This is a genomic window from Streptomyces sp. RG80, from assembly GCF_040446465.1.
Classification (GTDB): domain Bacteria; phylum Actinomycetota; class Actinomycetes; order Streptomycetales; family Streptomycetaceae; genus Streptomyces.
Window position 1 is genome coordinate 194,495 of the sequence record NZ_JBEAAJ010000006.1, and the last position, 23,330, is coordinate 217,824.

Genomic DNA, 23,330 nt, shown 5'->3' on the forward strand with positions numbered 1-23,330 from the left:
CCTATGCCCGAGTACCGCCGCATCCTCCTCGACGGCGCCGCCGTGCAGGTCACCGTCGACGGGGACGAACTCGTCGCCGGGGACGGCCGCCGCGTCAAGACCGACGAGGCGCGCCACCTGCCGCCGGTCGTCCCGTCCAAGGTGATCGCCGTCCACCTCAACCACCGCAGCCGCGTGGACGAGTTCGGGATCAGCCTCCCGGACACCCCGACCTACTTCCACAAGCCGACCTCGGCCCTCAACTCCCACCGGGGCGCGATCGTCCGCCCCGAGGGCTGCAAATGGCTCAACTACGAGGGCGAGGTCGCCATCGTCATCGGCCGGACCGCGCGGAACATCTCCCCGGACGAGGCGGGGGAGTACATCGCGGGCTACACCGTCGCCAACGACTACGGCCTGCACGACTTCCGCGACACCGACGCCGGCTCGATGCTGCGGGTCAAGGGCTCCGACACCCTCTGCCCGCTCGGCCCGGGACTCGTCACCGACTGGGACTTCCACGGCAAGAGCCTGCGGACGTACGTCAACGGCGAGGTGGTGCAGGACGGTTCGACCGACGAGATGCAGTGGGACATGCACTACCTCGTCGCCGACATCGCCCGCACCATCACCCTGTATCCGGGCGACGTGCTCCTGTCGGGCACCCCGGCCAACTCCCGGCCCGTGCAGCCCGGTGACGTCGTGGAGGTGGAGGTCGAGGGCCTCGGCCGGCTCACCAACCACGTCGTCACCGGCCCGACCGCCATCCGCACCGACGTCGGCGCCCAGCCCACCGAGTCCGAGGAGGTGCTGTCCACCGCGCTCGGCGGCGACTGGGAGTTCCGCGGTATCCGCCCGCCCCGGCGGTGACGTCCCCGCACGGAATGGGGCGGGTAGGGTCACCTGCATGAGCGACTCCGCCGACACCCCCGAGGAGCCACGCGCGCGCCGCCGCCGGGTCGGCTACGGAGAGGGCCGGGAGGCCCTGCTCAACGCCGCCGTACGCGTCGTGGCGCGCGGCGGCCTGCGCAAGCTCACCTATCGGGCGGTCGCGGAGGAGGCCGGGGTCACGCACGGGCTGGTGGTGCACCACTTCGGCTCCCGGGACGCGCTGATCGAGGAGTCGCTGGCGTACGCCGTGCGGACCAGCCTCAACGTCAGCGACGTCGAGCCCGGCACGGGCAAGGTCGCGGACTTCTCGGTGGGCCTGTCGGAGATGGTCACGTCCGACCCGGACACCCAGGCCTTCCAGTACGAACTGCTGCTGGAGTCCCGGCGCAGGCCGGAGCTGTCGGCACCGCTGCGCGAGCTGTACGACGAGTACTTCGACGCCACCGGGCGCGAGCTGGGGCGCATCCTGCCGGGCGGCGCCGACCGCGCGCTGACGAGGCTGGTCTTCGCCGCCCTCGACGGGCTCGTCCTGCACCAGCTCGTCTTCGGCGAGCCGGAGGTCACCGACGCCGCCGTGGAGGAGCTGCGCAACCTGCTGCGGCTGCTCGACGCCGACGGCGGCACCGCTGACGAGTAGGCCCTGAGCCGCACTTCACGAGGCCCCGGACGCGCCTGCTCCGGGGCCTTGTTCCGGTCCGGAAAAATCATCGCCGAACCCCTTGCCAGGTGGATAGTTCCCCACCACTATGAGGCAACTCGTTTGGCTCAAAACAATCCGCCCTTTCCCTCTTCTGGCAGGTGATCCGCGTGGACAGTCAAACGGTCCCGAGCAAACCGACCGTGCAGGACGAGCCCACCGCAGGCCGACTCAAGCCCAACTCCCTCGGCGTTCTGGGCATCCTCTTCTTCGTCCTCTCCGCGCAGGCACCGCTGACCGGCATCGCCGGCGCCGTGCCCATCGCCGTCGCCATCGGCAACGGCGCGGGCGCCCCCGCCGCCTACGCCGCGGCCGGCGCCGTCATCCTGCTGTTCTCCGTCGGCTTCGTCGCCATGGGGCGCCATGTCGTCGACGCGGGCGCCTTCTACCGGTACATCGGCAAGGGGCTCGGCCGCACCGCGGGCTCCGGCAGCGCCGGCGTCGCCCTCTTCGCCTACTGCGCGATCCAGGCCGCCATGTACGGGCTCTACGGCGCCACGGTGAGCGGCCTGGTCGAGCACCACGCCGACGTCCACATCGCCTGGTGGGTCTGGGCCCTGGGCACCATGGTGGTCGTTCAGCTCCTGGGCGCCCTGGGCATCGAGATGGGGGCCCGGATCCTCGCCGTCTTCGTGCTCGCCGAGTTCTCCATCCTGCTCGTCTTCGCCGTGGTCACCCTCTTCAAGGGCGGCGGTCCCGAGGGCCTCGGCTTCTCCGACAGCTTCTCGCCGTCCGCCGCGCTCCAGGGCGCCCCGGGCGTGGCGCTGATGTTCGCCGTCGCGTCGATGTTCGGCTTCGAGGCCACCGCCATCTACGGCGAGGAGGCGCGGGAGCCCCGTAAGACCGTGCCCCGGGCCACCTATCTCTCCGTCGCCGTGGTCACCGGGTTCTTCGCCTTCACCTCGTGGATGCTGGTCTCCGCCCACGGCGCCTCACAGGCCACGGCCGAGGCGGGCAAGGCGCTGGAGAGCGGGGACGCCGCCGCCTGGGTCTTCGCGCCGATCACCGCGGAGTTCGGCGACTGGGCCGGGGACGTGCTGCCGATCCTGCTGGCGACCTCCCTCTTCGCGGGCCTGCTCGCCTTCCACAACTCCGCCAACCGCTACCTGTTCTCCCTCGGCCGCGAGGGCCTGCTGCCCGGCGGGCTCTGCGCGATCAACCGCCGTCACTCCCCGTGGGTCGCGGGCACCGTGCAGACCGTGATCGCCGTGGCGTTCGTGCTGCCCTTCGCCCTGCTGGGCAAGGACCCGGTGCTGACCCTCTTCTCGTGGTTCAGCGGGGTGGGCGTGCTGGCGATCATGCTCCTGTACTTCCTGACCTCCGTGTCGGTCGTGGTGTTCTTCCGCCGTGAGCGGCTCGACACCCGCCCGTGGAACACCCTGATCGCCCCCGTCCTGGGCGCGGTGGGCATCGCCGGTGCGATCTGGGTGATCCTGGCCAACTTCACGACCCTCATCGGCGGCGACTCGACCACGGCGACCTGGCTGGAGCTCACCGTCCCGGCGGTCCTGGTCCTCGGCGTCGTAGCCGCCCGCGTGACGCGGGACCGGGCGCCGGCCGAGCTCTGAGGCCACCACCGCGCGGTGCGGCCGGTCCCTTCCCGCTCCCCAGGGAACGGACCGGCCGCACCCGATCCGCGTCAGCCGGCCACTCGATCGAGGAACCCGTCGACCAGCCGGCGCGCCCCCGCCCGCGCCACCGGCTCCAGCGCCCGGCTGCGGTCCAGGAGTTCCTCGGGGTCCACTCCCTGCCGTACGCACTGCTCCGCGCCCCCGTGGGCGAGCCAGCCACTGACCATCGCGGTGGTGATCTCCGGATGGAACTGCACCCCCAGACTCCGTCCGACCCGGAACGCCTGCGCGCACACCGCGTTCCGGGCCACCTCCACGGCCCCCGGCGGCAGCAGACAGCTGTCGAAGTGCCACTGGAACCACGGGCCGGGCCCCACCAGGGCGGGGTCGTCCGTCTCGACCTCCACCCAGCCGATCTCCGGGCGCGGCGACGCCTCGACCGAGCCGCCGAGCGCGGTGGTGAGCGCCTGCGCGCCGAAGCAGGCTCCGAGCACCGGGACGCCGAGGTGGTGGGCCTTGCGCAGCAGCGCGAGTTCACCGCCGATCCAGGTGCCTATGGCCCCCTCGTCGTACACCGACCACGGGGCGCCGAGGGACACGATCAGGTCCCACTCGCCGGCGTCGGGGAAGTCGAAGCGGACGTCCGGGGTGTGATGCCGCGCCTCCGGTACGACGGTGAGGACCGTGAGGTCGTAGCCGCGCTCGGTGAGCCGGGCGCCGACCGCGCCGGGCTCGGTGATGTGTTCGTGCCGGACGACGAGTGCGCGCACGGTGTGCTCCGTTCCCCGGGGTCCGCGGACCTGCCGGATCGATCCCTCGAGCCCTTGTGGCGGCTCCGTACGCATTCTATCGTTTGGGTTCAAATAAGTTCTCTGGAGGTCTCCGCATGCTGGACATCACCCACGAGGAGTGGCAGCGCCGCGCCAAGTCCCTGGAACCGTCCGGAGCCCATCACATCGACGGGGTCGACGAAGGTGGGTCGGGCGCGGTCTTCGCAGCCGTCTCACCCCGTGACGGCCGGGTGCTGGCGCAGGTCGCCGACGGGGGCGCCGCCGAGGTGGACGCGGCCGTGGCCGCCGCCCGCCGCGCCTTCGACACCGGCCCGTGGCCCCGCCTCGCGCCCGCCGAACGGGGCCGGCTGCTGATCCGGATCGCCGACCTGCTCCAGGAGCGGCGCGCGGAACTGGCGCTCACCGTCAGCCTGGAGATGGGCAAGCCCATCACCGACGCCTACGAGATCGAACTGCGCGCCGTCATCAACACCTTCCGCTGGTACGGGCAGTTGGCGGACAAACTCACCGACGAGTCCCCGCACACCGCACCCGACGCCCTCGCCCTGGTCACCCGCGAACCGGCCGGCGTCGTCGGTGCCGTCGTGCCCTGGAACTTCCCCCTCACCCTGGCCGGCTGGAAGGTCGCCCCGGCACTCGCGGCGGGCTGCACGGTCGTCCTGAAGCCCTCCGAGAACTCCCCACTGTCCGCACTGCTGCTGGGCCGGATCGCGACCGAGGCCGGACTGCCGCCCGGCGTGCTCAACGTCGTCGGCGGCCACGGCCCCGTCACCGGACGCGCCCTCGGCCTGCACCCCGACGTCGACGTCCTGGCCTTCACCGGCTCCACCGCCGTGGGCCGCCACTTCCTGCGCTACGCCGCCGACTCCAACCTCAAGCGCGTCTGGCTCGAACTCGGCGGCAAGTCCCCCAACATCGTCCTCCCCGACGCCCCCGACCTGGACAGGGCCGCCGCCACCGCCGCCTGGGGCATCTTCTTCAACCAGGGCGAGATGTGCACCGCCCCCTCCCGGCTGCTGGTGCACACCTCCGTCGCCGAGCGCGTCACCGAGGCGATCGTGGCCCGCGCCCGGGAACTGCGGGTCGGCGACCCCCTCGACCCGGCGGCCGAGATGGGCGCCCTGGTGGGCGAGAGCCACCTCGCGCGGGTCCTGGACCACATAGGCACCGGAGTCGAGGAGGGCGCGCGGCTGCGCACCGGCGGCGAACGCGCGCTCGCCGACACCGGCGGCAGCTACCTGGCCCCCACCGTCTTCGACGACGTGGACCCCGGCATGCGGCTGGCCCGCGAGGAGATCTTCGGCCCGGTCCTGTCCGTCCTCACCTTCGACGACCTCGACGAGGCCGTACGCCTGGCCAACGCCACCGAGTACGGCCTCGCGGCCGGCCTGTGGACCTCCGACCTGACCACCGCCCACCAGGTCTCCCGCCGCCTCAAGGCGGGCACGGTCTGGGTCAACTGCTACGAGGAGGGCGACCTCACCGTCCCCTTCGGCGGCATGAAGCAGTCCGGCAACGGCCGCGACAAGTCCGCCCACGCGCTCGAGAAGTACACCGAACTGAAGACCACCTGGATCCAGCTGTGACGACGCCCGTACGACCGCTCATCGCCGTCCCCGCCCGCTTCGCCGCCACCACCTCCGCACTGCGCTACGCCGCCGAGGTCAACGCCCGCGCCCTGATCGAGGCCGTCTGGCGGGCCGGCGGCGAACCGGCGAGCATCCACCCCGCCACCACCGACGTCCCCGCCCGCCTCGCCCGCTTCGACGGCGTCCTGCTCCCCGGCGGCGGCGACCTCGCCCCGCACCGCTACGGGGCGCCCGGCGTCCACGACAGCGTCTACGACGTGGACGAGACACAGGACGCCTTCGACCTCGAAGTCGCCCGGCACGCCCTGGACCTGGGCCTGCCCCTGCTGGCGGTCTGCCGGGGCCTTCAGGTCGTCAACGTCGCCCTCGGCGGCACCCTGGAGCAGGACATGGGCGGACCGGGCGGGGAACACCGGCACCTCGTGCACCCGGTGGAACTCCAGCGGGGCACGTTGCTGGAGCGGGCCACCGGGGCCCAGAAGGCCGAGGCCTCCTGCTATCACCACCAGCGCGTGGACCGCCTCGGCGCCGGACTGACGGTCACCGCGCGCGCCGCCGACGGCACGGTGGAAGGGCTCGAACTCCCCACCGCGCGCGGCTGGTTCACCGCCGTCCAGTGGCACCCCGAGGACACCGCCCACGAGGACCCGGCCCAGCAAGGCCTCTTCGACGCCCTCGTACAGGCGGCCCTGGTACGGGCCGCCCGTGACCGGAACTGACCTCGGTCCGTCACCGGGGCCGCATCAGGCCGAGGTCCGCACCCCAGTCGTCCAGCACCGCCCCGTGCCCGGCCCGCCGGGCCACCTTCTCGACGCGGGCGAACAGGCGCCGCTGCTCGGCCACGTCTCCGGTGCGCGCGACGCGGTCCACGGTGTCCAGAAGCAGGCCGGTGTCCCAGCCGGGGAGCGGATGCCGGGCGAGCTCCCACTCCAGGTACTTGTTGTAGGGACGGGGGCGGCGGTCGAGGGCGAAGAGCAGTTCCAGCAGGAACCGCGCGCTGTCGGCGGCGTCGAGACGGGCGGCGAGCCCCTGTCCGTCGCGCGCGTTCTTGATCGACCGGTAGAGGGAGTTCGCGTAGGCGTCGAGCCAGCCCTGTGCGTCCCCGCGCGCCTCGTCTGCGTCCAGGTGTGCCTTGGCGGCCAGGATCCGGGCGATGCCTCCGTCCAGCCGGTCGAGCACGATCCGGGCGCGGGCGAGGGCGTAGCGCTCGAAGCCGGGCATGCCGGCCGCGCGGAACTCGGTGAGCGAGACGACGACGAGATCGAGCCCGGGGGTGCGGTGGCCCCCGAAGCGGGTGAGCTCCGTGGCCGCGGCGTCGGCGAGGACGACGTACAGGTCGTGGTCGGAGTGCTCGGTGACCATGTCCTCGTGGGCTCGGGAGCCCTTGAGGACCAGGCCGACGACGGCGGGGTCGGCGGTGGCGCGTGCCACGAAGGCGTCGTAGGTGAGCGGTTGTCCAGCGGTCATGGGTGATCTCCGGTGTCCGGCCTCCGGTGTCGGGAGGAGGCTGACGGCATGCCTGCGGGGCGGCCCGCGGCGCGGGCGCCAGTACCGTCCGCGGCGGCACTGGGCCACCGCTCGGAAGATCAACGCACAGCCGGAGGGTAGGCCTTCGCGGCCCCCGGCCGCACCGGATTTCATGTCCGCGCGACGGATCGGAGTGGCATCGATCCGAACGGGCACTCGTATGTCACCAACCAAGTGAGGGGTGGCATACCGCTCATGGAGATATCAGGCGTCATCAGCGCGATCGTGATCGGCATCGTGATCGGTGTGCTCGGCCGGCTGGTCATACCCGGCCGTCAGCGCATCGGCATTCTGTGGACGATCGCAATCGGCATCGTCGCCGCGTTCATCGGAACCGGCATCGCCTCCGGCCTCGACGTCGCCGACACCGAGGGCGTCGACTGGGTCGAGTGGCTCATCCAGATCGCCCTCGCGGCCCTTGGCGTGGCCGCGATCAGCAAGGTGAAACTGCGCCGCTGACGGCGCACGGCGAAGGGCCGCACCCTCCAGAGGGTGCGGCCCTTCACCATGACGGGAACTTCGGGGTCACGCCGCCCGTGTCACTGGTGGTGCGGCGAGGTCAGGTAGTGCTGCCTGAGGAGCTCCCTTCCGTAGTCGTTGCCGTTCGGGGTGCGGATGATCGGGTGCACGTGCTTCTGCGTCGCCCCGCTGCCCTGCGTGGCGCCGTACGCGCCCGCCAGCGGACCCGGCGCCTGGCAGTCCACCTCGATCCACACCACCGGGCTGTGCACCCGGACGTAGAAGGCGTCGTCGTCGCCGGTGCCCCCGGCCCAGGTGACGTAGGTGTCGTCGAGGTGCTTGCGGACCTCGGCCAGCTTCACCTTCGCCACGTCGGCCTTGGCGCGGCCGACGAAGGACTCCGCGATCCCGAGGAGCTTGGTCTTCTGCCTGCCGGTCAGGGCGTTGCCGCGCAGGCCCGTGTAGGCCTGAACGGTGTTGTCGGAGAACGCGCCCGCCTTCATGGACTCGTTCGACTTGGTCGCGGTCTCGATGGCGACCTTCTGCTGCGCCTCGGTCAGGGAGTTGATGAAGGCGAGGCTCGCGACGACCTCCTCGCGGCACACGCTCACGGTCTCGCCGTCGATCTCCATGGAGGTCGGCTCGGAGCCCCAGAAGCAGGGGCTCATGACGACCTGGTCGCCGAGCACGAAGTAGTTGATCACCAGGTGGTGGCCGTCGAACTGGAAGCCCCAGGGCTCGGTCGCGGACGGGGTGCCCATCAACGTCCAGTAGTAGGCGTCCTCGTTGAAGGAGCCGGTGTTGCCGATCGCCTCGCCGGCCGCCTGGTTGATCTTCCGGATCTTCTCGGTGGTCTCCAGCCCGTCGGCGCTCAGCGCGGCCTTCAACAGGGCGGTGCCCAGGGCCTTCTGATCGTCGCTCAGGTCCGCGAGGGAGACGCCCTGGCGCTCGTAGGAGTCGATGTTGCTCCACAGCCGCCACTCGGTGGAGTGGATCGTGAACTGCGTCGAGGACTTCTGGGTGTCGCTCAGCCCGGCCAGGAACGCGTTCGCGGCCGAGATCACCGGAGCGGTCGCCACGCCCGTGGAGTGGATCGTGAACAGGTCGTCGACCCGCTTGCCGTCGGTGGTGAGACCGAAGAACTCCTCGGTGATCGACTGGTTTCCGGGGCCGCCGGTGCCGCCGCCCGGGCCCTCGCCGGCTGCACCGCTCGGTGCGGCGCTCGCCGTGGCGTCGGCGGTGCCCGTGGTGTCGTCGGCCATCGCGGCGAAGGCTCCAGCGCCGCCCATGGTGACGACGGCCGTCGCGCCACTGGCGAAGAAGACCTTCCGCATGAAGTTGCGGCGGCTCGCGTGAGCACGGCGGCCGCCTTCGGACTGCGGCTCCTGGGCCGTGGGCTCACCGGTGTCGAGCTCGGTCATCGTCGCTGATTCCCTTCGTGAGGGGCACGTCCCCGCCGGACGGCCGCCTGGTGATCACTGTGGGGGAGCGAACTGAGTCGGAGCTGAAACGGGCCCTTCAGGGTGGGCGGGGCGAGGGTTCGGACGGCCGGGTACGACCCAACTGACCTGCGAACATGTGGAGATGCTTAGAGTCCCTGGCAGTCAGCTCGGCCGCCGTCGGCGGCGGGCAGCGTGACCGCGAACTCCGTCCGCCCGGGCTCGCTCAGCACGTCGATGCGCCCGCCGTGCGCCTCGGTGATCGCCGCGGCGATGGCCAGACCCAGCCCCGCGCCGCCCTCCTCGCCGGGGACCCGGGAACGGGAGGCGTCGGCGCGGGTGAAGCGCTCGAAGACCGAGGGGAGGAGGTCGGTCGGGATGCCGGGGCCGTCGTCCTGGACCCGGACCACGCAGTGCGTGTCCGTGGCCTCCACGACCACGGTGATCCCGGTGCCCGGGGGTGTGTGCTGACGGGCGTTGGCCAACAGGTTGGCCAGCACCTGGGTGAGCCGGGCGGGATCTCCGACCACGGCCGCCCGCCCACCGTCGAGACGCAGGGCGAGCCGCCAGTCGTGCGCGCCGCCCGCGGCCCGCGCGTCCCACACCGCCTCGGCGACCAGCGTCGCGAGGTTGACCTCCTCCGACCGCAGCGGTCGTCCCTCGTCGAGGCGCGCCAGGAGCAGCAGATCCTCCACGAGCCCGGTCATCCGGGACGACTGGGCCGCGACCCGGTGCCAGGCCAGCTCCGGTTCCATCCGGCGCGTGCCGCGCTTCATCAGCTCGGCGTAGCCGGCGATCGAGGCGAGCGGCGTGCGCAGCTCGTGGCTGGCGTCGGCGAGGAAGCGCCGCATGCGGTCCTCGGTGCGCTGGCGTTCGGCGAGCGAGGACTCCACATGGTCGATCAGCCGGTTGAGCCCCACGCCGACCTGACCGGTCTCGGTGCCGGGATCGGTGTCCGCGGCGGGGACACGCGTGAGGCCGGTGACCTCACCGCGGTCCAGCCGGACGCGGGCGACCTCGGCGGCGGTGGCGGCGACCCGGCCGAGAGGGCGCAGCTGACGTCGTACGACCACGGTCGCGGCGCCCGCCGCGGCGGCCAGCCCGACGACGGCGATCACCACCTCGACGACGACCAGACGGTCGATCATGCGCTGTACGTCGCCCATGGGCAGTCCGGCGAGGACGGGGACGCCGTCGCCTGCGATGGCGGTCACCCGGTAGGTGCCGAGGCCGGGGACGGTACGGGTGTGCAGCGAGCCGTCCGTGGTGATCCCGTCGAGGGCGGCGCGCTGGGCCGCCGTGAGGACCTGTCGGCGGCCGTCCTCCGTCACGACCTCGGCGGCGATGACGCCGTCGTCGCCGAAGCGGGCCGCGAGGGTCCCGGTGGGCTGTCCGCGTTCGTTGAGGAAGCCGAGGTCCGTCGCGCCGCCCGTGCGTCGTTGCAGTCCGCCCTGACCGCGCTCGGCGGCGTCGGTGACCCGCTGGTCCAGATCCCCCAGCAGATAGGCACGCTGGACGAACACCGTCGTGAGCGCCATGGCCGCGCACACGACGACCATGGTCACGGAGATGAAGAGCACCAGCCGGGCCCGCAGCGAGCGGCGGCCCAGCCGGGGCCGGGGGAGCCCCGCACCGTGCTCGAGTGCCGTCATGCCCCGTGGTCCGCGGCTCTGATCGCGTACCCGACACCCCGCACGGTGTGGATCATCGACGCCCGCCCCTTGTCGATCTTGGAGCGGAGGCTGTAGACGTACACCTCGACGAGGTTGCCCTCGCCGTCGAACGAGGCGTTCCAGACGTGCTCGAGGATCTGGGCCTTGCTCAGCACCTGGTGGGGGTGGCTCATCAGGAAGCCGAGCAGGTCGAACTCCTTGGCCGTGAGCGGGATCGGCGTGCCGCCCCGCCGTACCTCGCGGGTCCTCTCCGCGAGGACGAGGTCGCCGAGCACCCGCACCGGTTCCCCCGAGGGCGCCTCGTCGGGGCGGACCCGACGCAGCAGCCCTTGCAGGCGCAGCATGACCTCCTCCAGGGAGAAGGGCTTGGTCACATAGTCGTCCGCGCCCGCCGACAGCCCGTCGATCCGGTGCTCCAGAGCGTCGCGGGCGGTGAGCATCAGTACGGGCAGCCGGGCGTTCTCGCCGCGGAGCCTGCGCAGTACGTCGACGCCGTCCACGTCGGGCAGCATCCCGTCGAGGACGACGAGGTGCGGGGAGCAGTCCCGGGCGATCAGCAGCGCGCCACGGCCGTCCGCCGCGGCGAAGGGCCGCCAGCCCACCTCGGCCACCGCCGCGGACAGCAGCTCGGTGAGCTCGGGTTCGTCGTCGACGATGAGGACGCGGACCGTGCCGTCACGGTGAGCGGAGAAGCCAGACATGCGCCGACCCTCCCGCGCCGAGCTGTGAGAGGGATGTGTACGGCCTGAGGGCACCCCATGCGCTGGGGGTGCCCCATGCGGCGTGCGCGGGCCCGGCCGCGGTAAGGCTCGCCCGACGGTTCCGCCCCGGGCAGGCGCCGTCCGGCGAGCACCGGGCCGACCTCAGGGCACCCTGTGCGGCCGGTGCGGGTCCCGACTGCGGTTCAGGCTCGCCCGTTCCCGCCGAGCCTCGGATCGACGTGGATCTTGGGCCCCGGCCCCGCCCCCGCCGGGCGCCGACCGGCGAGCACCGGACCGACCTCGTCGAGCCCCACGGTCGCGGCGACCAGCGGCCGGGGGTCCACCGAGCCGTCGGCGTAGGCCCGGATCGTCGCGTCCAAACCGGGGGACGCGGACAGGACGCCCACCGCCGTGATGTCCTTGAGGAGGAGCGTGCGATGGTCGAGCCGGGCGGGTTCGCCGGCCAGTCCGATGTACACGACGCGGCCGGTCGGCTCCACCAACTCCAGCGCGCGGTTGGGGAGATGGGGCGCGGTCGAGGCGTCCACGACCGAGTCGAACGCCAGGTCCGGCAGCGCCTCCTCGGTCCACGTGTGCGCGAAGCCCAGGTCGCGGGCGAAGCCGAGGGAGCTCTCGGTGACACCCATCAGGTGCACCTCGGCACCGGCGGCCCGCAGGAACATCGCGACCAGCAGCCCGATCGTCCCCGGACCCAGCACCAGGGCACGGTCCCCGGGCCGGGGCTCGGCGGCCCGGGCCGCGCGCAGCGCGTTCCCGCCGGGCTCCACGAGCGCGCCGAGCTCGGCGTCGACGGACTCGGGCAGGGCGTGCAACGAGGAGGCAGGCACGGTGAGTTGCTCCGCCAGGGCGCCGGCCCGGCCCCCTCGGATGCCGACCTCCTGCCGCTTCTCGCACACATGCCGCCGCCCTCGCAGACAGCGGCGGCATGTGCCGCAGCCGAGCATCGTGTCACCCATGACCCGGCGGCCCAGCCAGCCGGGGTCCACGTCGTCGCCGACCGCGGTGACGCGCCCGGACCACTCGTGGCCCAGCCGCATGGGATAGGCGGAGTGTCCCTGGTGGAGGTAGGCCATCTCGCCGGTGAAGAACTCCACGTCGGTGCCGCACACCCCGACCCGCTCGACGTCGACGACGACCTCGCCGGGACCGGCCACCGGCGCCGGGAGGTCCTGGACCTCGTAGGTGCCGGGGCCGGTCAGTACGAACGCGCGCATACCGGGCGGCTCACCGGGGCCCGAGCACGCGCTGACGCTGCGTGCCGAGCCGCTCGATGCCGAGTTCCATCACATCGCCCGGCTGGAGGTACACGGGCGGGTTGAGGCCCATGCCCACCCCGGGCGGGGTGCCCGTGTTGATGAGGTCGCCGGGCTCCAGGACCAGGAACTGGCTGAGGTAGTGCACGATGAAGTACGGATCGAAGATCATCGTCTTGGTGTTGCCGGTCTGCCGGCGCACCCCGTTGACGTCGAGCCACATGTCCAGCGCGAGCACGTCGTCAATCTCGTCGGCGGTGGCCAGCCAGGGCCCCGCCGGATTGAAGGTCTCCGCGGACTTGCCCTTGGCCCACTGCCCGCCGCGCTCCAGCTGGAAGCCGCGCTCGCTCACGTCGTTGACGACCACATAGCCGGCGATGGCGTCCCGCGCCTCGGCCACCGAATCCAGATAGCTCGTGCGCCGCCCGATCACGATGCCGAGCTCCACCTCCCAGTCGGTCTTGGTGGCACCGCGCGGAATGCGCACGTCGTCGTCGGGGCCGACGAGGGTGTTGGGCGACTTGGTGAACAGGATCGGCTCCTCGGGCACCGCCATGCCGCTCTCGGCCGCGTGGTCCCGGTAGTTGAGCCCGATGCACAGGATCTGGTGCGGACGCGCGACGGGCGCCCCGACCCGCTCCCCGGCGAAACGGGACACCCGCCCCGCCGCCACCCGCTCGGCCACGACAGGGCGGACGCGGTCCAGGCCGCCCGAGCCGAAGAACGCCTCGTCGAAGTCCGTGACGACGTCGGAGAGATCGACGTACGTCTCGTCGTCGAGGCGGGCGACGGGCTTCTCGGCGCCCGGGGCGCCGATGCGCATGAGGTACACGGGGACTGTCTCCTGGGGTCGGTGGGGCTTCAGCTGTTCGGGCCGGTGAGCAGCGCGCGGATCTCGTCGAGAGCGCCGACCAGGGAGGCCAGCGGCGTCCGGTAGGCCAGCGCGCTGACGCTCACCGCTCCGGAGGGGATCGTGGGCGAGGTCAGATACACCGGCAGGGCAAGGCAGTTGACCCCGGTCTCGTTCTCCTGGTCGTCGACGCCGTACCCCCGCTCCCGGGTGGCGGCGAGATCACGGTGCAGGTCGGACGCCGTGCACAGACTCCGGGGTGTACGGCGCTCCGGGGCGGCTTCGGCGACCCAGGCCTCGACCTCCTCCAGGGCGGTCAACTCCCGGGCGAGCAGCAGCTTCCCGACGGCCGTGGTGTGCGCGGGGTTGCGTCCGCCGATCGTCGAGGTCAGCTTCACGGCGCCGGCGGGCGGGTCGACCTTGGCGCGGTAGACGACCTCGTGGCCGTCGAGCACCGCGTAGTGCGCCGTCTCCCCGAACCGGTGAGCCAGCGCTTCGAGCACGGGCTGGATGCGGACATGGTCGGGCCGCGCCTCGTGATGGGCGAACGCCATGCGCAGGAACTCGTCCCCGAGTACGTAACGGCCGCGCGTGTCCTGGTCGGCGAGCCCCGCCCGGCGCAGGGCGCCCAGTGCCCGGTGCACGGTGGGCTTGGGGCTGCCGATCACGCGGGTCAGCTCCTCGAGACCCACGCCCTGCGGATACCGGGCGAGCTCCTTGAGGACCGCGAGCACCCGGTCCGAGCCCACGAGCCGGCCGCTGTCCACGGCGGTCGACCCGTCGTCGCCGGTCGCGGCGTCCAGGCCGGTCGCCGCGTCGGCGCCGGGGTCTGTCGGTACGTCGTACGTCTGCGTAGGCTTCATCGTGTTTCGAACAGTAGACCGCCGTACCGACTATTGGAAGGGATTCCATGGTGAGGCTCCGCAGCGCACAGTGGTACGCGGGTCAGGACCGCAACGCCTACATCCACCGGGCCTGGATGCGCCGGGGCGTGCCCGGCGACGCCTTCACCGGCCGGCCCCAGATCGCCATCGCCAACACCGCCTCCGACCTGACCCCCTGCAACGCCCACCTCGACGAGGTCGCCGCCTCGGTCCGCAACGGCGTCTACGAGGCGGGCGGCATCCCGCTGGACCTGCCCGTGGTGTCCCTCGGCGAGACGAACGTGCGGCCCACCGCCATGCTCTGGCGCAACATGGCCGCGATGGCGACGGAGGAGATGCTGCGCGCCAACCCCATCGACGGCGTGGTCCTGCTGGGCGGCTGCGACAAGACGATCCCGTCGCTGCTGATGGCCGCCGCCTCGGTGGACCTGCCCGCGGTCGTGGTCCCCGGCGGTCCGATGCTCAACGGCACCTTCCGTGGTGGGCTGCTGGGCTGCGGCACCGGGGTGTGGCAGCTGTCGGAGGAGGTGCGGGCGGGCACGCTCTCCCAGGAGCAGTTCACCCGCTCCGAGTCCTCGATGATCCGCAGCCGCGGCCACTGCAACACCATGGGCACGGCCTCCACGATGGCGCTGGTGGCCGAGGCGCTGGGCACGGTGATCCCGGGTGTGGCCGGGACGCCCGCGCCGGACAGCCGGCTCCTGGAGGCCGCGCACGTCACCGGAGGGCTGGCGGTGGACATGGTCGCCGAGGACCGGCGGCCGGGCACCTTCCTGACCAAGGCCTCCTTCCACAACGCGATCGTGGCGCTGGCCGCGATCGGTGGCTCCACCAACGCGGTCGTCCATCTCCTCGCGATCGCGGGCCGGTTGGGCATCGAGTTGACCCTCGACGACTTCGACCGCATCGGCTCCCACGTCCCGGTCCTGGTCGACCTCCAGCCCGCCGGACGCTTCCTCATGGAGGACTTCCACCGAGCCGGAGGACTCCTCGCCGTCCTGCGCGAGGTCCGCGACCTGCTCGACCCCGATGCGCTGACCGTCACCGGCAAGCCCCTGGTCGACGCGCTCGACGACGCCCCGATCTGGGACGCCGAGGTCATCCGCACCCGCGCCGAACCCCTGGTGGCCGAGGGCGGCATCGCCGTCCTGCGGGGCAACCTCGCCCCCGACGGCGCCCTGGTCAAACCCGCCGCGGCCTCCCCGCACCTGCTGCGCCACCGCGGCCGGGCCGTCGTCTTCGACTCCATCGAGGACTTCCACGCCCGCGTGGACGACCCCGACCTGGACGTGGACGCCGACTCCGTCCTCGTCCTGCGCGGCTGCGGACCCAAGGGCTATCCGGGCATGCCCGAGGTCTCCAACATGCCGCTGCCGAAGAAGCTCCTCGAACAGGGGGTGCGCGACATGGTCCGGGTCTGCGACGGCCGGATGAGCGGCACGGCGTACGGCACGGTCGTGCTGCACGTGGCCCCCGAGGCCGCGGCAGGCGGGCCGCTGGGCCTGGTGCGCACCGGCGACTTCATCGTCCTCGACGTCGAGGCCCGCCGGATCGACGTCGACGTACCGGACGACGAACTCGCCCGCCGCCAGCCGAACCAGGCCACGCTCGACGGCTTCGCCGCCCCGCGACGCGGCTGGGAGCGGCTCTACGTCGACCACGTCCTCCAGGCCGACACCGGAGCCGACCTCGACTTCCTCATCGGCTCCAGCGGTTCGGACGTCAGCCGTGAATCACACTGAACCGGGGGACTCGGCGCGGAAGGTGCGCCGGTAGGTGTCCGGGGGCACGCCGAGCGTGCGGTTGAAGTGGCGGCGCAGGGTCGTGGCGGTGCCCATGCCGGTGGCCGTGGCGATGGCGTCGACGCTGTCGTCGGTGGTCTCCAGCAACTCCTGGGCGCGGCGGATGCGTTGGGTGAGCAGCCATTGCAGCGGGGTGGTGCCGGTCGCCGCCCTGAAGTGACGGCCCAGGTGCCGGGAGCTCATCCGCGCCCGGCGGGCCAGGTCCTCCACGGTCAGCGGCTGGTCGAGGCGGTCGATCGCCCAGGGGAGCAGCGCGCCCAGCGGATGGTCGTCCCGGGTGGGCACCGGGGCGGCGACGAACTGCGCCTGACCGCCCGCCCGGTGCGGCGGCACGACCAGCCGGCGGGCCACGGCGTTGGCGACGGCCGAGCCGTGGTCCAGACGGACGAGGTGCAGGCACAGGTCCATCGCGGCGGCCTTGCCCGCGGAGGTGAGCACACTGCCGTTGTCGACGTAGAGCACGTCCGGGTCGACCTCCACCTGCGGAAAGCGGGAGGCCAGGATGTCGGTGTGCGCCCAGTGCGTGGTGGCCTGCCGGCCGTCCAGCAGACCGGCGGCGGCCAGCACGAACGCCCCCGTGCACAGGGAGGCCACCCGGGCCCCCGCCTCATGGGCGGCCCGCACCGCGTCGACCAGTTCGGCGGGCGGCTCCACATCGACGTCCGCCCAGCCGGGGACGATCACGGTGTCGGCGCGCCGCAGCCCGTCCAGCCCCTCGTCGGGCTCGAGACGGAACCGGCCGACCCGCACGGCGCCGGAACCGCACAGCGCCACGTCGTACCAGGGGACGGAGACCCCGACGGGGCGCGCCTCGAACACCTCGTAGGCCATGGAGAGTTCGAAGTGGAGCATGCCCTCGGTGAGGGGGAGCGCGACCGTGGTCATGTCCGAAAGTGTACGGGGCTCGTCGTTCCGGACACTCACGGGGAGCCGTCCGAACTCGACAGGATGGTCTCAGTCGATCAGCGACAGCCCGCCGAACAGCGGTGGGCAGTCGGACAGTTGATCCATGCCTACAGGGGAGAGCTCATGCGATCGGGACAGACGGTCACGGTGTACGGCGCGTACGGGCACACCGGCCGCTTCGTGGTGGCGCACCTGCGGGAGCGCGGGTTTGTCCCGGTGCTGTCCGGTCGCGACGCCGGCAAACTGCGGGCGCTGGCCGCCGACTTCCCGGGACTGGAGGTCCGGCCCGCCGCGGTCGACGACACGGCCGCGCTCGACCGGGCCGTGGCCGGCGCGGACGCCGTGATCAACGCCGCCGGGCCGTTCGCCACGACCGCCGCTCCCGTGATCGAGGCGGCCCTGCGCGCCGGGATCCCGTACGTGGACGTGGCCGCCGAGATCGAGGCCAACGTCGACACCTTCACCCACTTCGCGTTCCGCGCCCGACAGGCGAACGCGGTGATCGTCCCCGCGATGGCCTTCTACGGCGGTCTCGGCGACCTGCTGGCCACCGTCGCGATGGGCGACTGGGAGACGGCCGACGAGGCGCACATCGCCTACGGGCTGAGCAGCTGGCACCCCACCGCCGGGACCCGTGCCGCGGGCGCGGTCTCCCACGGCCGACGCGGCGGACAGCGCGTCCGCTACACCAAGGGTCGGCTCGACTACCACGATGACCAGCCGACGGTCCTGAAGTGGCACTTCCCCGAGCCGATGGGCATCCGGGACGTCATGGCGGAGTTCACCATGGCCGACGTCGTCACCATCCCCAGCCACCTGGCCGTCCCCGAGGTCAGCACCCACATGGCGACCGAGGCGGCCCGGGACCTCGCCGCCCCCGACACCCCGGAGCCCACCGCGGCCGACGACGACGGCCGCTCCGACCAGACCTTCCTCGTCGACGCCGTCGTACGCTCCGGCGGCACCGAACGGCGCGCCGTGGCCCGGGGCCGCGACATCTACGCCATCACCGCGCCCCTCGCCGTCGAGGCCGTCCACCGCATCCTCACCGGCCGCACCAGGACGGTCGGCGTCGCCTCCGCCGGGGAGATCTTCGACGCGGCCGACTTCCTCGACGCACTGTCGGAGCACCTCTCGGTGGAACTGCACCACGCCTGAACTCGGGCCGTGGGCAAGGGCGTTGATGTGCGAGGCTGATCCCCGCCGGACGCGGCGCGGGCCGCGGCGGTCGTCGAGAGGAGCACAGGGTGACCGGGAACGGTGTGCGTGCCGAGGAGATCGACACCAGCAGACCGCACCCGGCCCGGATCTACGACTATCTGCTGGGCGGCAAGGACCACTACGAGGTCGACCGGCGGGCCGGCGACGAACTCGCCGCCGCCGCACCGGAGGTACGGGTCGGCCTGCGCGCCAACCGAGGCTTCCTCCGGCGCGCCGTCCGCCACGTCGTCGCCGAGGGCGGCGTCCGCCAACTCCTCGACATCGGCACCGGCCTGCCCACCTCGCCGGGCATCCACGAGATCGCCCACGAGGCCGCCCCCGAGGTACGCGTCGCCTACGTCGACAACGATCCCATCGTCAAGGCCCACGGCGACGCCCTGCTCAGCGGCGACGGCGCGACCGGCATCGTGCTCGGCGACCTGCGCGACCCGCGCGCCCTGGTGGAGCACCCCGCCATCCGCCGGATCATCGACTTCGACGAGCCGGTCGCCCTGCTCCTCGTCGCCGTCGTGCACTTCCTGACCGACGCCGAGCAGCCCGCGGAGATCATCGCGACCCTCCGTGACGCGCTCCCGTCCGGCAGCTACCTCGTCCTCTCCCACGCCACCGGCGACTTCGCCGACCGCACCGCCGCCCAGGCCGTCTACACCAAGGCCACCGCCAGCCTCAACCTCCGGTCCCACACCGCGATCGAGCGCTGCTTCGCCGGCTTCGACCTCATCGAACCCGGCCTCGTCCAGGCCCCCTTCTGGCGCCCTGACACCCCACCGCCGCCCGGCTCCGAACAGATCGGCTTCTACGGCGGCGTGGCCCGCAAACGCGACTGACCGCCACGCCGGGACGCGACGGTCCGCGAGGGCCCCCGCGCCTGGCGCCCCGAAGGGTCCCCGACCCCGCTACCTCGCTCGCCCCGCCTGCCGAGCCACCACCAGGGCGGCCATGCCCGCCAACCCCAGCGCCCCGGCCGATCGGAAGCCGCGCGAGGAGCCCCAGGACAGCACCGACCACCGCGACTGCGCGGACAGACACGAGCCCGTGCTCAGCCAGGACCCGAACGACACCAGGGACAGGGCCGAACCGATCGAACCCACGGACAGCGCGCTCCCGATCGATCCGACGGACAGTGCCGAGCCGACCGACCCGATGGACAGCACCGATCCCACGGAACCGATCGACAGCACCGAGTCCTGAGACCACAGGGACAGCACGGAGTTCGAGGAGCAGGCGGGTTGTGCCGACGATCCGGATGCTTTGGTCATGGAGCCATCTTCGCCGCCAATCGCCTTCCGTGCCCCAGAAAGTATCCTGCGGGCTGTGACGGTCACCTACGTACTCGACGGCTCGCGGATCACGACGCTGGAGGACTTCTGGCTCGTGGTGGGGGAGAGCATCGGGAGCGACGGGTACTTCGGCCGCAACCTCGACGCCTTCGCCGACTGCCTGCGCGGCGGTTTCGGTACGCCGGACGACGGTGACTACGTGATCGAGTGGCGTGAGCACGAGCTGTCCCGCCGTCACCTCGGGCACCCGGAGACCGCTCGGCAGCTCGAACTGCGGCTCGCGCGCTGCCACCCGGCCAACAGGCCCTCCGTGGGCGCGGATCTGGCGGAGGCCCGTGCCGGACGCGGTCCCACCGTCTTCGACTGGCTGGTCGGGATCATCGAGGACGAACTGCCGGGCGGCCTGCGCCTGACCTGACCGCCCGCACGGGGACAGGGCGCCGCCTCAGGGCAGTACCTTCACCTGAACCCCCGCGATCCGCCCCACCTCGTCGAAGTCCACCTCGACCGCGGTGCCGTCGCCCAGGTCGGCCACGAGCCGGTCCCCCTCGACCCGGTGGGCCACATCGTGGTGGTCGAAGTAGCCGCCGACGACATGCCGGGCCGAGTACCCGATCAGTCCCGCTCCGGTGAGCAGCGTGCGTGGCAGCGAGACCGGGTCCAGGCCGGCCCGCGGGACCCGGGCGTCGTCGGGCAGGAAGTACACCCGCGTGGCCGGACCCGCCGGAACGCCGATGTACCCGGGCGCCTCGGCCACCCCCATCCCCGTGAAGGCGAGCATCTCCGCCGCCCGGCGGGGATCGTCGAACCCGGCCAACGACACGGTCCCCTCGGCGAGTTCGGTGATCCGGTGCACCCGCCCGTACCGCCGGACCGCGCCGCTGAGCGCCGCCACCTCGGTGCCCCGCAGCCCCGGGTTCGCCCAGCCCCACATCCAGGTCCGCTGCTCCATGTCGTAGGTGCCCAGCACGGCCACCCGCAGCTCCAGGTCCCCCTGCTGGTACAGGCACGAGGGCAGATCGGCGGTCCACGGCCCCTCGGGCAGAAACGTGCTCAGCGCCTCGAGCTGAGCCGCGCCCCACGCGGCATGCCGTTCGGCCTCGAGAAGGAACGCGTCGCTGAATCGGTTCACCATGTCTCCGACCCTATGAGGCAGGTCGGAGCGCACCTCGGGCAGGGTCGGCCCGCTGCCGGTTCGCCGCAGCGGGGGCGGGGGCGAGTCACCGAAACGGGCTCTTGCCCCCTGTGCGGGGGATCTCGCACGCTCGAATCGCCCCGTTCCCGGCGTCGAGGAGGACCCGTGCCCGCTGAAGCCGACATCCTGGCGCCGCCCCAGCGGGTGGTCGAACAGGTCGCACGCTGGGACGCCTTCCTCGACGGGCAGGTACCGGGCAAGGACGACGGGACCAACCTGCTGATCGCGACCTGGAACCTGCGCGCCTTCTCCGACCTCACCAAGGCATGGACCACTCCGGAAGGCGTCTCGCCGAAGCGGAACTTCACCGACATCCACCTGATCGCGTCGGTGATTCGCCGCTTCGACGTGGTGGCGGTGCAGGAGGTGCGCGGCAACCTGCGCGCGCTGCGCTATCTGCTGAAGGTCCTCGGTGCGGAGTGGGCGTTCATCCTCACCGATGTGACACGGGGCGACGCGGGCAACAGCGAGCGGCTGGCGTTCCTGTTCGACACCCGCAGAGTGAAGCTGTCGGGGCTGGCCTGCGAACTGGTGGTGCCCATCGAGGAGGACGCGGGCGTACCGGAGGCCGATCTGGGCCGCCAGTTCGCCCGTACCCCCTACGCGGTGAGCTTCTTCTCCCAGGGCCAGACGTTCACCCTGGTCACCCTGCATGTCCTGTTCGGCGACCAGGCCGCGGACCGGGTCCCGGAACTGCGGGCGATCGCGCGGTGGCTGGCCGACTGGGCGGAGCAGGAGTTCGGCTGGGACCACAACCTCATCGCCCTGGGCGACTTCAACATCGACCGCGCCGGCGACCCCCTGTTCCAGGCCTTCACCTCCACCGGCCTGGTGCCCGCCCCGGCCCTGAACGGTCTGCCGCGCACGATCTTCGACGACCCGGGCGCCGAGCACTTCTACGACCAGATCGCCTGGTTCACCAAGGGCCAGAAGCGCCGGCCGGTCCTGACGCTGGAGGCCCGAGCCGGGGGCCACATCGACTTCGTGCCCGAGCTGCGCGGCGACCGGACGCTGAACGCGCTGTCCTGGCACATCTCGGACCACTATCCGCTGTGGGTGGAGTTCAAGATCCCGGCGCCGTGAGCTATTTGCGGAGCCAGAAGCCGGAGCGCTCCAGCCACAGGGACAGCAGCTCCGCGTCCCCGAACACCTCGACCGAGGCGTCGGCCGGGGTGCGGCGGCCGTAGAGCAGCAGCACGAGGTCGGTCAGCGGGGCCCGTACTGCCACCGCGGCCTTCTCGTGGGCGTGCCGCCACGTGACCGGTACGGCCGTGAGGTCCACCAGCCACTCGGCGTGGGGCGCGTCGGTGGCGTGCAGATGCAGGGTGCGGCCGGGTCCGGTGAGCGGCGGGGCATCGGGTCCGGCGGCCTCCAGGACCCGGGGCAGCGCGCCGAACCCCATCCACTCGTCCAGGGCGTCCCGCGCCAGATCCTCGCGTACGGCGAAGGGGACGCCCGTGGCGAAGGCGGCGTCGGCGGCGTGCAGGGTCGTCTCGTGAGTCATCCGCCGGGCCCAGAATCCCGCGAGGCCACTCGGCGCGACCGTCCACACCGGGGCGTCCGGTCCCGCCTCCCGCAGGGCGCCGACCAGCTCCGCGGCGCCCTCGGCGAGCCAGGCGTCCAGATCGGCGGCGGACTCGGGGCCGGGCGAGAAAACGTCGTCCACCATGTCGTGCGGGACGGGACCGGCGGCCCGCGTACCGACGATCCGCGCCGCCCATCGATGGGTCCCTCCGACGTGCCGGGCGAGCTGGACGAGGCTCCAGCCGGGACAGCCGGGCACGGAGGTCCCGGCCGCCCCCGCCTCGGCGGCCCGCACGGCGGCGCGCAACTCGTCGGTACGGGTGGCGATTTCGGCGCAGAACACGTCGTGCTTCACATCACTCACCGGGCCACCGTAGGACGGACCGGGCCCCCGCTCAACGCGGATTGCGGCGTCCTGCGTGACTTGAACGAATTCGTGGTCTGCCCAGACCGCATCGGATCCCGCCATGCGTCCGGCACGGCCGATGCCGCCGCTCTGGACCGGTTCGTCGTCGGCGCGCCCTCAGCGTCCCGCCGGACGACCAGCTGAGCGGGCCGGGTGGCGGTCGTGGCCGGCCACGACGGCGCCGCGGACGAACGGCGACCCGTCCCCCCACCTCCAGCGGAGCGCTCAGTGCCAGTCGCTGATCCGGACGTCGTCGGGTGCCGGCCTGCCGTGGCCGGTCTCGGCGTACTCCTTGAGGCTCATCAGGAAGATCGCCCACTTCGTACCGCAGTGGTGCATGAACTCGACCGGCTCGCGCCAGCCCTCGTGCTTGAAGAGGACGACGGTGTAGTCGTCGTGCCGGCTGAGCCGCCAGTCGATCTCGGTGCCGATCCACTCCGCGGGGCCGTCCGTGACCCGCCAGCGCACATGGCCGGCGGGGTCGAGTTCCAGGATCTCCATGTCGAAGCCGCCGACGTCGCCGAAGCGGAACGCCAGCCGGCCGCCGACCTCGCTCTTGCCCGTGGTGTCGGTGGTCCACCAGCCGGCGATGCCCTCGGGGGTCGCGATGGCCCGGTAGACCTCGTCCAGCGGCGCGACGGCGCCGACGCGATGCAGGATGTCGACCATTT

The 23,330-nt window shown here is 72.3% G+C and carries 24 protein-coding genes; 11 read left to right on the forward strand and 13 right to left on the reverse strand.

Annotated elements, in window-relative coordinates; translation table 11 throughout:
• Positions 1-3 precede the first annotated feature (3 nt).
• From ABKA17_RS21710 to ABKA17_RS21720, 3 genes are all read left to right on the forward strand, one after another.
• On the forward strand, positions 4-849 hold the full coding sequence (locus tag ABKA17_RS21710; RefSeq protein WP_353693817.1) for a fumarylacetoacetate hydrolase family protein: 846 nt from the start codon (positions 4-6) through the stop codon (positions 847-849).
• 37 nt (positions 850-886) lie between these two features.
• Entirely contained in the window at positions 887-1,507 is a 621-nt protein-coding gene (locus tag ABKA17_RS21715; protein WP_353693818.1) for a TetR/AcrR family transcriptional regulator, read from the forward strand.
• Positions 1,508-1,677: 170 nt separating this feature from the next.
• Positions 1,678-3,135 (forward strand): APC family permease, encoded by a 1,458-nt coding sequence (locus ABKA17_RS21720; RefSeq protein ID WP_353693819.1) that lies wholly within the window; start codon positions 1,678-1,680, stop codon positions 3,133-3,135.
• 71 nt (positions 3,136-3,206) lie between these two features.
• On the opposite strand, the gene ABKA17_RS21725 is transcribed toward ABKA17_RS21720, so the two are convergent.
• Entirely contained in the window at positions 3,207-3,908 is a 702-nt protein-coding gene (locus tag ABKA17_RS21725; protein ID WP_353693820.1) for a type 1 glutamine amidotransferase, read from the reverse strand.
• A 116-nt stretch (positions 3,909-4,024) separates the two neighbouring features.
• Here ABKA17_RS21725 and ABKA17_RS21730 point away from each other — a divergent pair, with 116 nt between their 5' ends.
• Positions 4,025-5,515, forward strand: a complete 1,491-nt coding sequence (locus tag ABKA17_RS21730) for an aldehyde dehydrogenase (RefSeq protein ID WP_353693821.1) — start codon at positions 4,025-4,027, stop codon at positions 5,513-5,515.
• Positions 5,512-6,237: a gamma-glutamyl-gamma-aminobutyrate hydrolase family protein gene (locus ABKA17_RS21735; RefSeq protein WP_353693822.1), complete on the forward strand. Its 726-nt coding sequence runs from the start codon at positions 5,512-5,514 to the stop codon at positions 6,235-6,237. Before ABKA17_RS21730 ends, ABKA17_RS21735 begins: the two co-directional genes overlap by 4 nt.
• 10 nt (positions 6,238-6,247) lie before the next feature.
• Here the strand turns inward: ABKA17_RS21735 and ABKA17_RS21740 are convergent, their stop codons facing one another.
• Positions 6,248-6,985 carry a hypothetical protein gene (locus ABKA17_RS21740; protein WP_353693823.1) on the reverse strand — a complete coding sequence of 246 codons (738 nt, stop codon included), beginning with the start codon at positions 6,983-6,985 and terminating at the stop codon, positions 6,248-6,250.
• Between the two features lie 255 nt (positions 6,986-7,240).
• Between ABKA17_RS21740 and ABKA17_RS21745 the strand changes: the two genes are divergently transcribed.
• Positions 7,241-7,504, forward strand: a complete 264-nt coding sequence (locus ABKA17_RS21745) for a GlsB/YeaQ/YmgE family stress response membrane protein (protein ID WP_353693824.1) — start codon at positions 7,241-7,243, stop codon at positions 7,502-7,504.
• 80 nt (positions 7,505-7,584) lie between these two features.
• Here ABKA17_RS21745 and ABKA17_RS21750 read toward each other — a convergent pair whose 3' ends face one another.
• The 6 genes from ABKA17_RS21750 to ABKA17_RS21775 all read right to left on the reverse strand — a co-directional run bounded on the left by ABKA17_RS21750 (position 7,585) and on the right by ABKA17_RS21775 (position 14,304).
• Positions 7,585-8,925 carry a DUF3500 domain-containing protein gene (locus ABKA17_RS21750; RefSeq protein WP_353693825.1) on the reverse strand — a complete coding sequence of 447 codons (1,341 nt, stop codon included), beginning with the start codon at positions 8,923-8,925 and terminating at the stop codon, positions 7,585-7,587.
• Positions 8,926-9,092: 167 nt separating this feature from the next.
• Positions 9,093-10,595 carry a sensor histidine kinase gene (locus tag ABKA17_RS21755; RefSeq protein WP_353693826.1) on the reverse strand — a complete coding sequence of 501 codons (1,503 nt, stop codon included), beginning with the start codon at positions 10,593-10,595 and terminating at the stop codon, positions 9,093-9,095.
• Positions 10,592-11,317, reverse strand: coding sequence for a response regulator transcription factor (locus tag ABKA17_RS21760; protein WP_353693827.1), 726 nt, complete (start codon positions 11,315-11,317; stop codon positions 10,592-10,594). Before ABKA17_RS21760 ends, ABKA17_RS21755 begins: the two co-directional genes overlap by 4 nt.
• Before the next feature lie 203 nt (positions 11,318-11,520).
• Entirely contained in the window at positions 11,521-12,552 is a 1,032-nt protein-coding gene (locus tag ABKA17_RS21765; RefSeq protein WP_353693828.1) for a zinc-dependent alcohol dehydrogenase, read from the reverse strand.
• Between the two features lie 10 nt (positions 12,553-12,562).
• Positions 12,563-13,423: a fumarylacetoacetate hydrolase family protein gene (locus tag ABKA17_RS21770; protein WP_353693829.1), complete on the reverse strand. Its 861-nt coding sequence runs from the start codon at positions 13,421-13,423 to the stop codon at positions 12,563-12,565.
• 29 nt (positions 13,424-13,452) lie between these two features.
• On the reverse strand, positions 13,453-14,304 hold the full coding sequence (locus tag ABKA17_RS21775) for an IclR family transcriptional regulator (protein WP_353693830.1): 852 nt from the start codon (positions 14,302-14,304) through the stop codon (positions 13,453-13,455).
• A gap of 47 nt (positions 14,305-14,351) precedes the next feature.
• On the opposite strand from ABKA17_RS21775, the gene ABKA17_RS21780 reads away from it, so the two are divergent.
• The gene (locus tag ABKA17_RS21780) at positions 14,352-16,067 is read left to right on the forward strand and encodes an IlvD/Edd family dehydratase (RefSeq protein WP_353693831.1); all 1,716 of its coding nucleotides are present in this window, start codon (positions 14,352-14,354) and stop codon (positions 16,065-16,067) included.
• Here ABKA17_RS21780 and ABKA17_RS21785 read toward each other — a convergent pair.
• Positions 16,059-17,012, reverse strand: coding sequence for a helix-turn-helix domain-containing protein (locus ABKA17_RS21785; RefSeq protein WP_353693832.1), 954 nt, complete (start codon positions 17,010-17,012; stop codon positions 16,059-16,061). The two genes, ABKA17_RS21780 and ABKA17_RS21785, sit on opposite strands and share 9 nt — an antisense overlap.
• 144 nt (positions 17,013-17,156) lie before the next feature.
• Here ABKA17_RS21785 and ABKA17_RS21790 point away from each other — a divergent pair, with 144 nt between their 5' ends.
• Both ABKA17_RS21790 and ABKA17_RS21795 read left to right on the forward strand, forming a co-directional pair.
• On the forward strand, positions 17,157-18,191 hold the full coding sequence (locus ABKA17_RS21790) for a saccharopine dehydrogenase family protein (RefSeq protein ID WP_353693833.1): 1,035 nt from the start codon (positions 17,157-17,159) through the stop codon (positions 18,189-18,191).
• Positions 18,192-18,280: 89 nt separating this feature from the next.
• On the forward strand, positions 18,281-19,081 hold the full coding sequence (locus tag ABKA17_RS21795) for an SAM-dependent methyltransferase (protein WP_353693834.1): 801 nt from the start codon (positions 18,281-18,283) through the stop codon (positions 19,079-19,081).
• A gap of 69 nt (positions 19,082-19,150) precedes the next feature.
• On the opposite strand, the gene ABKA17_RS21800 is transcribed toward ABKA17_RS21795, so the two are convergent.
• Complete coding sequence (locus ABKA17_RS21800) at positions 19,151-19,513, reverse strand: hypothetical protein (protein WP_353693835.1); 363 nt, start codon at positions 19,511-19,513, stop codon at positions 19,151-19,153.
• A 55-nt stretch (positions 19,514-19,568) separates the two neighbouring features.
• Here ABKA17_RS21800 and ABKA17_RS21805 point away from each other — a divergent pair, with 55 nt between their 5' ends.
• Positions 19,569-19,952 carry a barstar family protein gene (locus ABKA17_RS21805; protein WP_353693836.1) on the forward strand — a complete coding sequence of 128 codons (384 nt, stop codon included), beginning with the start codon at positions 19,569-19,571 and terminating at the stop codon, positions 19,950-19,952.
• Between the two features lie 27 nt (positions 19,953-19,979).
• Here ABKA17_RS21805 and ABKA17_RS21810 read toward each other — a convergent pair whose 3' ends face one another.
• Positions 19,980-20,669 carry a DUF6882 domain-containing protein gene (locus ABKA17_RS21810; protein ID WP_353693837.1) on the reverse strand — a complete coding sequence of 230 codons (690 nt, stop codon included), beginning with the start codon at positions 20,667-20,669 and terminating at the stop codon, positions 19,980-19,982.
• Positions 20,670-20,834: 165 nt separating this feature from the next.
• Between ABKA17_RS21810 and ABKA17_RS21815 the strand changes: the two genes are divergently transcribed.
• On the forward strand, positions 20,835-21,812 hold the full coding sequence (locus ABKA17_RS21815) for an endonuclease/exonuclease/phosphatase family protein (RefSeq protein ID WP_353693838.1): 978 nt from the start codon (positions 20,835-20,837) through the stop codon (positions 21,810-21,812).
• 1 nt (position 21,813) lies between these two features.
• Here ABKA17_RS21815 and ABKA17_RS21820 read toward each other — a convergent pair whose 3' ends face one another.
• The gene (locus tag ABKA17_RS21820; RefSeq protein ID WP_353693839.1) at positions 21,814-22,617 is read right to left on the reverse strand and encodes a maleylpyruvate isomerase family mycothiol-dependent enzyme; all 804 of its coding nucleotides are present in this window, start codon (positions 22,615-22,617) and stop codon (positions 21,814-21,816) included.
• 267 nt (positions 22,618-22,884) lie between these two features.
• A complete protein-coding gene (locus tag ABKA17_RS21825; protein ID WP_353693840.1) occupies positions 22,885-23,328 on the reverse strand; it encodes an SRPBCC family protein in 444 nt (147 codons plus the stop codon).
• Positions 23,329-23,330: the final 2 nt, after the last annotated feature.

What these genes read in the sequence shown, in the direction of transcription:
- ABKA17_RS21710 (WP_353693817.1), top strand. Translation starts at nt 4, where the DNA reads ATGCCCGAGTACCGCCGCATCCTCCTCGACGGCGCCGCCGTGCAGGTC.
- ABKA17_RS21715 (WP_353693818.1), top strand. Translation starts at nt 887, where the DNA reads ATGAGCGACTCCGCCGACACCCCCGAGGAGCCACGCGCGCGCCGCCGC.
- ABKA17_RS21730 (WP_353693821.1), top strand. Translation starts at nt 4,025, where the DNA reads ATGCTGGACATCACCCACGAGGAGTGGCAGCGCCGCGCCAAGTCCCTG.
- ABKA17_RS21740 (WP_353693823.1), bottom strand. Translation starts at nt 6,985, where the DNA reads ATGACCGCTGGACAACCGCTCACCTACGACGCCTTCGTGGCACGCGCC.
- ABKA17_RS21745 (WP_353693824.1), top strand. Translation starts at nt 7,241, where the DNA reads ATGGAGATATCAGGCGTCATCAGCGCGATCGTGATCGGCATCGTGATC.
- ABKA17_RS21750 (WP_353693825.1), bottom strand. Translation starts at nt 8,925, where the DNA reads ATGACCGAGCTCGACACCGGTGAGCCCACGGCCCAGGAGCCGCAGTCC.
- ABKA17_RS21755 (WP_353693826.1), bottom strand. Translation starts at nt 10,595, where the DNA reads ATGACGGCACTCGAGCACGGTGCGGGGCTCCCCCGGCCCCGGCTGGGC.
- ABKA17_RS21760 (WP_353693827.1), bottom strand. Translation starts at nt 11,317, where the DNA reads ATGTCTGGCTTCTCCGCTCACCGTGACGGCACGGTCCGCGTCCTCATC.
- ABKA17_RS21765 (WP_353693828.1), bottom strand. Translation starts at nt 12,552, where the DNA reads ATGCGCGCGTTCGTACTGACCGGCCCCGGCACCTACGAGGTCCAGGAC.
- ABKA17_RS21775 (WP_353693830.1), bottom strand. Translation starts at nt 14,304, where the DNA reads ATGAAGCCTACGCAGACGTACGACGTACCGACAGACCCCGGCGCCGAC.
- ABKA17_RS21780 (WP_353693831.1), top strand. Translation starts at nt 14,352, where the DNA reads ATGGTGAGGCTCCGCAGCGCACAGTGGTACGCGGGTCAGGACCGCAAC.
- ABKA17_RS21785 (WP_353693832.1), bottom strand. Translation starts at nt 17,012, where the DNA reads ATGACCACGGTCGCGCTCCCCCTCACCGAGGGCATGCTCCACTTCGAA.
- ABKA17_RS21790 (WP_353693833.1), top strand. Translation starts at nt 17,157, where the DNA reads ATGCGATCGGGACAGACGGTCACGGTGTACGGCGCGTACGGGCACACC.
- ABKA17_RS21800 (WP_353693835.1), bottom strand. Translation starts at nt 19,513, where the DNA reads ATGACCAAAGCATCCGGATCGTCGGCACAACCCGCCTGCTCCTCGAAC.
- ABKA17_RS21810 (WP_353693837.1), bottom strand. Translation starts at nt 20,669, where the DNA reads ATGGTGAACCGATTCAGCGACGCGTTCCTTCTCGAGGCCGAACGGCAT.
- ABKA17_RS21825 (WP_353693840.1), bottom strand. Translation starts at nt 23,328, where the DNA reads ATGGTCGACATCCTGCATCGCGTCGGCGCCGTCGCGCCGCTGGACGAG.